General features: G+C 70.2%; 8 protein-coding genes and 1 pseudogene. 4 read left to right on the top strand and 5 right to left on the bottom strand.

The window, feature by feature from the left end; genetic code table 11:
- Positions 1 to 77: 77 nt before the first annotated feature.
- A pseudogene (locus tag ACFU6K_RS24130) lies at positions 78 to 650 on the bottom strand (transposase); the annotation flags it as partial.
- A 323-nt stretch (positions 651 to 973) separates the two neighbouring features.
- On the bottom strand, positions 974 to 1306 hold the full coding sequence (locus ACFU6K_RS24125; RefSeq protein WP_380666252.1) for a CPCC family cysteine-rich protein: 333 nt from the start codon (positions 1304 to 1306) through the stop codon (positions 974 to 976).
- 185 nt (positions 1307 to 1491) lie between these two features.
- Here ACFU6K_RS24125 and ACFU6K_RS24120 point away from each other — a divergent pair, with 185 nt between their 5' ends.
- Positions 1492 to 2100 carry an SMI1/KNR4 family protein gene (locus ACFU6K_RS24120; protein ID WP_380666250.1) on the top strand — a complete coding sequence of 203 codons (609 nt, stop codon included), beginning with the start codon at positions 1492 to 1494 and terminating at the stop codon, positions 2098 to 2100.
- Positions 2101 to 2247: 147 nt separating this feature from the next.
- Here ACFU6K_RS24120 and ACFU6K_RS24115 read toward each other — a convergent pair whose 3' ends face one another.
- A complete protein-coding gene (locus tag ACFU6K_RS24115; RefSeq protein ID WP_380666248.1) occupies positions 2248 to 3183 on the bottom strand; it encodes an alpha/beta hydrolase in 936 nt (311 codons plus the stop codon).
- Positions 3184 to 3253: 70 nt separating this feature from the next.
- Here ACFU6K_RS24115 and ACFU6K_RS24110 point away from each other — a divergent pair, with 70 nt between their 5' ends.
- Positions 3254 to 3730, top strand: a complete 477-nt coding sequence (locus ACFU6K_RS24110) for a MarR family winged helix-turn-helix transcriptional regulator (RefSeq protein ID WP_380666246.1) — start codon at positions 3254 to 3256, stop codon at positions 3728 to 3730.
- Between the two features lie 65 nt (positions 3731 to 3795).
- Entirely contained in the window at positions 3796 to 4326 is a 531-nt protein-coding gene (locus ACFU6K_RS24105; RefSeq protein WP_380666244.1) for a GNAT family N-acetyltransferase, read from the top strand.
- 245 nt (positions 4327 to 4571) lie between these two features.
- On the opposite strand, the gene ACFU6K_RS24100 is transcribed toward ACFU6K_RS24105, so the two are convergent.
- Together ACFU6K_RS24100 and ACFU6K_RS24095 are read right to left on the bottom strand one after the other, a co-directional pair.
- The gene (locus tag ACFU6K_RS24100) at positions 4572 to 4982 is read right to left on the bottom strand and encodes an actin-binding ADF family protein (protein ID WP_380666242.1); all 411 of its coding nucleotides are present in this window, start codon (positions 4980 to 4982) and stop codon (positions 4572 to 4574) included.
- A 68-nt stretch (positions 4983 to 5050) separates the two neighbouring features.
- Positions 5051 to 5569, bottom strand: coding sequence for a GNAT family N-acetyltransferase (locus ACFU6K_RS24095; RefSeq protein ID WP_380666240.1), 519 nt, complete (start codon positions 5567 to 5569; stop codon positions 5051 to 5053).
- A gap of 186 nt (positions 5570 to 5755) precedes the next feature.
- Between ACFU6K_RS24095 and ACFU6K_RS24090 the strand changes: the two genes are divergently transcribed.
- Complete coding sequence (locus ACFU6K_RS24090; RefSeq protein WP_380666238.1) at positions 5756 to 7447, top strand: DUF885 domain-containing protein; 1692 nt, start codon at positions 5756 to 5758, stop codon at positions 7445 to 7447.
- The last annotated feature ends 179 nt before the right edge of the window (positions 7448 to 7626 follow it).

The following is a 7626-nucleotide window of genomic DNA, read 5'->3' as shown; positions in this document are numbered from 1 at the left end:
GTGCCACCCGGGCCGAACTCGGAATGCCGGTTGTCCAGTTGTCGTGAGGCCCAACCTGTAGGTTCTCGGCTTGTGATTTATCCAGTGCGGCGTGGTTTGGTGCCGACTTTGTGGTGAGCCGGTCGGCGGTAGAGCTCGCCGGTGACCAGGAGCAGGCCCACGTCGTTGCGGTTCGCGGGGTGGCGGTTCTTCGAGCCGGGTGGGCGCCCGGGGCCGAGCCGGGTGGGTTTCGGCACTGCGGCCGGGGGTGAGGTTCTGGCGTGCAGGTGTCGGAACCCGCGGCGTACTCGGGCCAGGGTGAGCTTGTTAGGTTCGGCCGGCTTCTCCCATGGCCGTCGCAGGTCGGTGGTCAGAGAGCGGGCGAGGCGGAGCTGGGTGCAGGCGGTGGCGATCAGCCAGGTCCACCGGTCCGCTGCCTCGGCCTCCCGCAGTCTCGGAGCGGTCCAGCCGAGTGTCTGCTTGATCATCCGGAAGAAGTGCTCGATGTCGAACCTGCGTAGGAACGTCTGCCAGGCGAGGTCGGTCTCCGCGGGGCCGGCCTCGGGCCGTGGCCACCAGAGCCACAGCGGCTTGGGGTCGCCGCCGCTGGGCAGGTGGTCGACCTGGAGGCGGACGACTGTGCCCTCGATGACCGGGAGCGGGCCGGGGTGGTACAGGGCTCCGTGTCCGGGCCGGTGCTCGGGGGCCAGCGCCAGTCCGACCAGGGTCTTCACCGGGCCGTCGGTGTACAGCACCACGTCGGTCAGCTCGAACAGCGCGTCGCGCCGTCCGGTCGGGCAGTCGTAGAAGACCCGCCGGAAGCGTGACAGTTCCGCGAACGGCTCGCACTGCACGCCCTGTTCCAGCACACTCATCACCACGGCCTTCGCGTCAAGTCCTGTATCTCTTGGTCGAGTTCAGGATCACGCGCAGGCCGCTCCGCCGTCCGGGGAATCCCCGTGTGGGTGACAGATCCAGTGGATCGCCCCGCCCTCTAGATCCAGCGGTACTCCGGGTCCTTGTACTTTCGTTCCTCGGGAAAGGGCTCGCGAGCGTACTTGACCCACTGAGGCGCGCAGGCTCCGATCGTCTCGTAGTTGCGCTGAGCGTCGGAAAGACTCATCGTCCCGTTCGGACCGCCACGGACCTCGTCGCGATCATGCTCGTCCTGCCCATCGTCCTCCCAGTAGCACACCAGGCAGGTCTCGTTCACCCCACGTGATTCCATCGTCAGATAGCCACAGCACGGACAGGCGTAGGGGCCGTTTTCCGGGCCGAGCACGATGTTGTACCTCTGCGGGTTGGCGCTTTTGTCGTCGCTGGTCACGCTGCCAGAGATAGCAGCACGCACCGACATAGCTGACGGAGTCGAACACGGCTGGAGGTTAAACGGCAAGCTCGGATCCTGTGTCAGTTCTCAGGCGCGATGTCATCCGACTGGTCGAACTGGCACGGGATTGAGAATCACTGTCCACAGCAGGTAGTTTGCGGAGGACAGAGAGAAGAGTTCACATGGACTCCCGGATCGCCCGTATCCGGCGCAAGCTCGCCAAGGTGCCCTATGCCGCGCTGCGAAGCTACTCCTTCGGTGAAGAGAAGCACGGGTTCCGCCTCAAGCCCCCGTTGCCGGACGCGAAGGTCGCCGAGTTCGAGGCCGACCGCCACATCGAACTGCCCGACCCCTACCGCAGCTTCCTGACCACGCTGGGCGGGGGCGGGGCATCGCCTTTCTATGGCCTGCTGCCTTTGCAGTCATGTCGGCTCTTCATGATGGACCCCCACGGGGAGCCCGGCCGCCCTCGGGGGTTCACGTTCGCCGGTGGCCCGTCTCACCGAAGCGACCTGTTCCTGCACATCATCGAGGCGGGGTGCTCCGACCTGGTGCTTCTCGGCATCACAGGTCCCCTGACGGGCCGCGTCGTCACCGGAAACGCTGACGGCTTCTGGGGCCCCAACGTCTCGTCGGCCACGGACTTCCTGGCCTGGTACGAACGCTGGCTCGACCACATGCTCGCTGGGCGCGACAACCGCAACCTGGAACTGACCTCACCCGCCCTGAGGGCGCCGGTCGACCGCATCGAGAGGCGGCACCGTGACCGCGAGGATCTGTCACAACTGTGAGAATCCGAAGCTGCGCCATCCGGCTGAGACCGGGGACGAAGCCACAGGTCGCATGGTTGCCCGTATGACACGGAGGCCGAGAACCTTCACAACCATGACGGCCGGGCCGGCCGGGTTGCGACCGTACGGACCGGAGGGCTCCGAGCTCTACTGGGCCGACCCGGCCGCGGTGCCGGGATTCCGGACGTGCTGCGCAAGGAAGAGGGCCGCGCGGTCCAGTGCCCGGTCGGCCTCGTCGAGCACGCCGGCGAAGGACTGGAACACGTGGGGTACGTCGGCGGTGATGTCGAGGACCACGTCCACTCCGGCCGCGAGGGCGCGGGCGGCCATGCGGGTGGCGTCGTCCAGGAGCAGTTCGTTGGTGCCCGCCTGGAGGAGCATCGGCGGGAAGCCCGTCAGGTCGGCGAGGACGGCGGGGCTGAGCAGGGGCTGGTGCGGGTCGGCTCCCGCCAGGTACATGGCCCCGGTGTGCCCCAGGTTCTCGCGGGTGAAGATCGGGTCGATGCCTGCCTTGGTGTCCATGCTCTCGCCCGTCCGGGTGGCGTCGAGGCCGGGGGAGAAGGCCACGATCGCGGCGGGCAGCGGGAGGCCGGCGTCGCGGGCGGCGAGGCAGGTGGTGACGCTGAGGCCGCCCCCGGCGGAGTCCCCGGCGAACGCGATGCCGGCAGGGTCCTCGCCGCTGTCGAGGAGGGCGCGGTAGGCGTTCAGCGCGTCCTCGATCGCGGCCGGGAACGGGTGCTCGGGGGCGAGCCGGTAGTCCAGCGAGTACGCCCTGAGCCCGGTCCTGGCCACGAGGTTCCCCGTCAGCGACATCGCCGTCTCGGGAGAGCCGAACACCCAGCCGCCGCCGTGGAAGTACAGGATTGTCCCGGTGCGCGTCCCCTCGCCCAGCTCGTCGCCCGGCACGACGTGCAGGGCCGGCCGGTCGCCGAGCGTCGTCCGCGTGGTGCGAAGGCCGTCCGGGATGATCATGCGGGCCATCAGCGCCCTGAATCCGGCCCGGATCTCCTCGACCGACTGGGGGCCGTCGGGCCGGGGCTGCCGCAGCATCGCGTCGACCTGTGCGCGCTGTTCCTTGCTCATGGTGGCTGCTCCTGTCGCAAGTGGCTTCTTCGGCACTATATGCCGAGGCATCTAACGTAGACTATATGCCATGGCATCCAAAGTGACCGGCGAGACGGTCGACCTCCCGAGCTTCTTCGCCGACCTCGTCCGATGCGAGACGCGCCTGTACAACGCCCTCAACGACCGTCTCCGCGAGCGGCACGGGATCGTCACGTCCCAGTTCGAGTTCCTGCGCCACCTCCGCGACCACCCCCGGGCCCGGGTGGCGGACCTGGCGGCCGAGTTCGCCGTCGGCATCGGGTCCACCAGCAAGGGTGTCGACCGCCTGGAGCGGCAGGGATGGGTCGCCCGCGTGCCGAACCCCTCGGACCGCCGGTCGTCACTGCTGGAACTGACCGACGACGGCCGGCAGTTGGTCGACGCGGCGGAAGGAACCTTCGCCGAGCGCCTGGCCGAACTGACCGCAGACGTGCTCAAGACGGCCCCCGTGGCGGCCGCCGCGCAGGCCCTCGCGGAACTGCGCTCCGCCCTGGAGCGCGACCAGATCGGCATGCCCACGGGCTGACGCGCTCCACGCCCGGTCCGGATATTCGCTGGCCGCCGCCTGTCGGTGGTGGCCATACTGCCGTGATGGATCCAGTGACGCTCGAGACCGATCGTCTGGTGCTCCGGGCCTTCACGTCCGCCGACGTGGACGCGGTGTACGAGGCCTGCCAGGACAAGGACATCCAGTTCTACACCCCGGTGCCGGTGCCGTACCGGCGTACGGACGCGGAGCACCTGGTCGGCGAGAGACTGCCCGCCCAGTGGGCGGAGGACAAGGACTACACCCTCGGCGCGTTCCGCAAGGACTCCGGCGCCCTGGCCGGCCTGTACGGCCTGAGCCTCAGGCGTCGCGGCGTCTGGGAGCTCGGCTACTGGGCGGTCAGGGAGCAGCGCGGACGCGGGTACTCGGTGGAGGCCGCCCGGGCCCTGTGCGACTGGGGCTGGGCCACGCTCGACGTGCACCGCATCGAGTGGTGGGCCATGGTCGGGAACACCGGCTCGCGCGCCGTCGCCGAGAAACTCGGCTTCACCGTCGAAGGGACCCTGCGCAACCGTGACTTCGCCAACGACGGCCAGCCGCACGACTGGTGGGTGGGCGGCCTGCTGAGGCCCTGACACCCGGGCGGCGGCGCGTCCTGACGGTGCGCCGGGATGGCCGCATGGCAGATAAGACGATCACCCCGCGCTCCATCGCCGACCACCACCTCGACCAGGTGGCCGCACACGACCCGCTGGAGGCCGCCTGGTTGGGCTTGAACCGAGCCGGCGCCGTGACCCGGAGTGCTGGGCGGGTGCCGCGACACGGGATCGGATACGGTCCTGGCGATTGACAGTGAGTCATTCCGGCCGGCGGGTCAGTTTCAGCGGCTCGCCTTGTCGAGGACCGACTCGTAGGCGACCTCGCTGTACTCGGTGGCCTGGATCTCCACCGCGATGCCCACGAGCGCCTTCCGGAGGGCGTCCTTGGAGGAGGCGAAGAGCATCTTCTGCTTGATCCTGGCCGTCTCCGGGGCCCAGGAGACGAACGTGAGCTTGTTCCGCTTTCCGGCCCCCTCCTTCTCGAACTCGAAGTCGTAGACGGCCCAGCGGCACTCCGTCTCCGGAAGGTCCGCGATGAAGTCGTCGTAGTCCTGGGAGGTGGAGGTCTTCTCGACGACGATCTCGGTGTTGTCCTTGTTGAGGTTGAAGACGATGTACTTGTAGGTCTTCTTGAGCTTCAGGAGCTGGTACTCCTGCAGACACACGTCGTTGACCCCGACACCCGATGCCATGGCGTTCTCCGTTCGCGAGTGGTTGCGCTGGGTACCCGCAGCCTAACGGTTCGTCACGATCGGTGGGCTCACATCGGGCGGGAGTGCAGGCGCACCGGCCCCTCGGGCCAGTGGGCGCCCTCCCGTAGCGCGAACCGCATCGTGCGCAGCGGCATCACCGTCGGGCCGGCGGGCTGTTCCACCTCCACCTGGTCCGCCACCTCGCGCCAGCCGAGCCGGGCGTAGAGGCCGACCACGTCCGGACGGCAGAACAGGATCGCGAACTCCGGTCCAAGCCGCCGGGCGTGTTCCATCGTGCCGCTCACCACACGCCTGGCAAGACCCCGACCGCGCCGGTCCTCGACCACGCCGACACCCCCGAGACCCACCACGTCCATCCGGCTCCGGCCGACCGAGAGCGGCAGGACGACCAGCCCCGCATGGGCGACGAGCCGACCGTCCAGCCTGATCCCGAAGTGCAGGTCCTTGAGCCGCCAGACCAGACCCCACTCGGCGACCCGGGACGGGTCCGCCGTGTCCCCGAAGATGTCCCGGTTGTCGTAGTCCTCCAGCCGGCTCACGGCCGGCGAGTACGCGCGCTCACTCATCGAACGATGGTGACACCGATCGCGGTCATCCACCGGCGGCAAGCCGGCGGCGCCAGGGCCGTCAAGCCATCCGGCATGAGGTGTCGCGGCCAAACGGTCGCAGCAGCCGGCGCTCACGGTGCGGTGGCTCCTGCCGGTCCGGTGCCCGGGCAGCGGTGCGCCCTGACGGTGCGCCAGGATGGCGGCATGGCAGATAAGACGATCACCCCGCGCACCATCGCCGACCACCACCTCGACCAGGTGGCCGCACACGACCCGCTGGAGGCCGCCTGGTTGGGCCTGCACCCCGGCGACGAACGGCAGCCGGACCTCTCCCCGGAAGGGTTCGAGGCACTCGCCGACATCGCCCGGCGCACCCTCCGTACGCTCGACACCGCACCCACCACCGACGACCCCGCCGACCGGGCCTGCGCCCGGCTGCTGCGGGAGCGCCTCACCGCCGAACTCGCCCTGCACGACGCGGGCGAGAACTTCCGCCAGTTGCGCAACATCGGCGCGCACGTGCACCACGTGCGGGAGATCTTCACCTACATGCCGACCGTCACCGACGACGACTGGGCGGCCGTGGCCGGGCGGCTGCGCAACGTGCCCGCCGCGCTCGACGGCTACCGGGCGACGCTGACCGAGGGGATGGCCCGGGGCCTGCTGGCCGCGCCCCGCCAGGCGGCCGTGGTGATCGACCAGCTCACCGCCTGGACCGGCGAGGCGACGGACCAGCGGGCGGGCGCCGGCGCCGGGTGGTTCGCCGACTTCGTCGCCCCCGGCCCCGACCGGTTGCGCGGCGACCTGGACACGGCCGCCGGCCAGGCCACCGCCGCCGTCGCCGAGTTCCGTACCTGGCTGCGCGACAGCTACGCCCCCGCCACCGCCGACACCCCGGACGCCGTCGGCCGGGACCGCTACCGGCTCGCCGTACGCCACCACACCGGCGCCGAGGTCGACCTGGACGAGGCCTACGCCTGGGCCTGGAGCGAGTTCCACCGCACGGCCGCCGAGATGCGGGCCGAGGCGGGGCGCGTGCTGCCCGGGGCCGGCGTCCTCGACGCCATGGACCACCTGGAGCGGCACGGCCACCAGGTCACGGGCGAGGAGGGGATCCGCGACTGGCTGCAACAGAAGATGGACGGGGCGATCGAGGCCCTCGACGGCACCCACTTCGACATCTCCGGACCGGTGCGCAAGGTGGAGTCCCGGATCGCCCCCGCCGGAAGCGCCGCCGCACCGTACTACTCCGGCCCCAGCCTGGACTTCAGCCGCCCCGGACGCACCTACCTGCCCACGCTCGGCCGGGACGCGTTCCCGACCTGGCAGCTCGTCAGCGTCTGGTACCACGAGGGCGTCCCCGGCCACCACCTGCAACTCGCCCAGTGGGTCGCCGTCGCCGACCGGCTGAGCCGCTACCAGAGCACGCTGGGCATGGTCAGCGCGAACGTCGAGGGCTGGGCCCTGTACGCCGAGCGCCTGATGGACGACCTGGGGTTCCTCACCGACCCCGCCCACCGCCTCGGCTTCCTCGACGAGCAGATGCTGCGCACCATCCGGGTGATCATCGACATCGGCATGCACCTGGGCCTGCCGATCCCCGCCGACTCGGGCTTCCACCCCGGCGAGCGCTGGACCCCGGAGCTGGCCACGGAGTTCATGGCCACCTACAACGGCAGCCCCGCCGACATGCGCGGCAGCGAGATCGCCCGCTACCTCGGCTGGCCCGGGCAGGCCATCGGCTACAAGCTCGGCGAGCGCGCCTGGTTGGAGGGGCGGGAAGCCGCCCGCCGCCGGCAGGGCGCGGCGTTCGACCTCAAGGCCTGGCACATGAAGGCGCTGTCGCTGGGCTCGCTCGGCCTCGACGACCTGGTCGACCACCTCGCCGCACTGTAGGCCGGTGGCGGGGGCCTGCACGGGACGTCGGCCCGGCCGACCTCCCGTGCACGGTGCCGGCGGTCTGCCCTTTGGGGACAGGAGTTGCTTCCCCCGCCAAGGGTGCCCGAGCCCTGTTCCCGGGCGCCCGGGCCCGGGAGACTGCGGGGGAGACCGCCCCTGCAACCTGTGAGGTCGAG

The sequence above is a fragment of the Kitasatospora sp. NPDC057512 genome, from assembly GCF_042802135.1.
GTDB lineage: Bacteria > Actinomycetota > Actinomycetes > Streptomycetales > Streptomycetaceae > Kitasatospora.
The sequence above is the reverse complement of the archived record's forward strand: the minus strand, read 5'-3'. Positions and strand labels throughout refer to the sequence as shown.

Excerpts from the sequence above, each read along its gene's own strand:
- ACFU6K_RS24120 (WP_380666250.1), top strand. The coding sequence starts at position 1,492 with ATGGACTCCCGGATCGCCCGTATCCGGCGCAAGCTCGCCAAGGTGCCC.
- ACFU6K_RS24115 (WP_380666248.1), bottom strand. The coding sequence starts at position 3,183 with ATGAGCAAGGAACAGCGCGCACAGGTCGACGCGATGCTGCGGCAGCCC.
- ACFU6K_RS24110 (WP_380666246.1), top strand. The coding sequence starts at position 3,254 with ATGGCATCCAAAGTGACCGGCGAGACGGTCGACCTCCCGAGCTTCTTC.
- ACFU6K_RS24105 (WP_380666244.1), top strand. The coding sequence starts at position 3,796 with ATGGATCCAGTGACGCTCGAGACCGATCGTCTGGTGCTCCGGGCCTTC.
- ACFU6K_RS24100 (WP_380666242.1), bottom strand. The coding sequence starts at position 4,982 with ATGGCATCGGGTGTCGGGGTCAACGACGTGTGTCTGCAGGAGTACCAG.
- ACFU6K_RS24095 (WP_380666240.1), bottom strand. The coding sequence starts at position 5,569 with ATGAGTGAGCGCGCGTACTCGCCGGCCGTGAGCCGGCTGGAGGACTAC.
- ACFU6K_RS24090 (WP_380666238.1), top strand. The coding sequence starts at position 5,756 with ATGGCAGATAAGACGATCACCCCGCGCACCATCGCCGACCACCACCTC.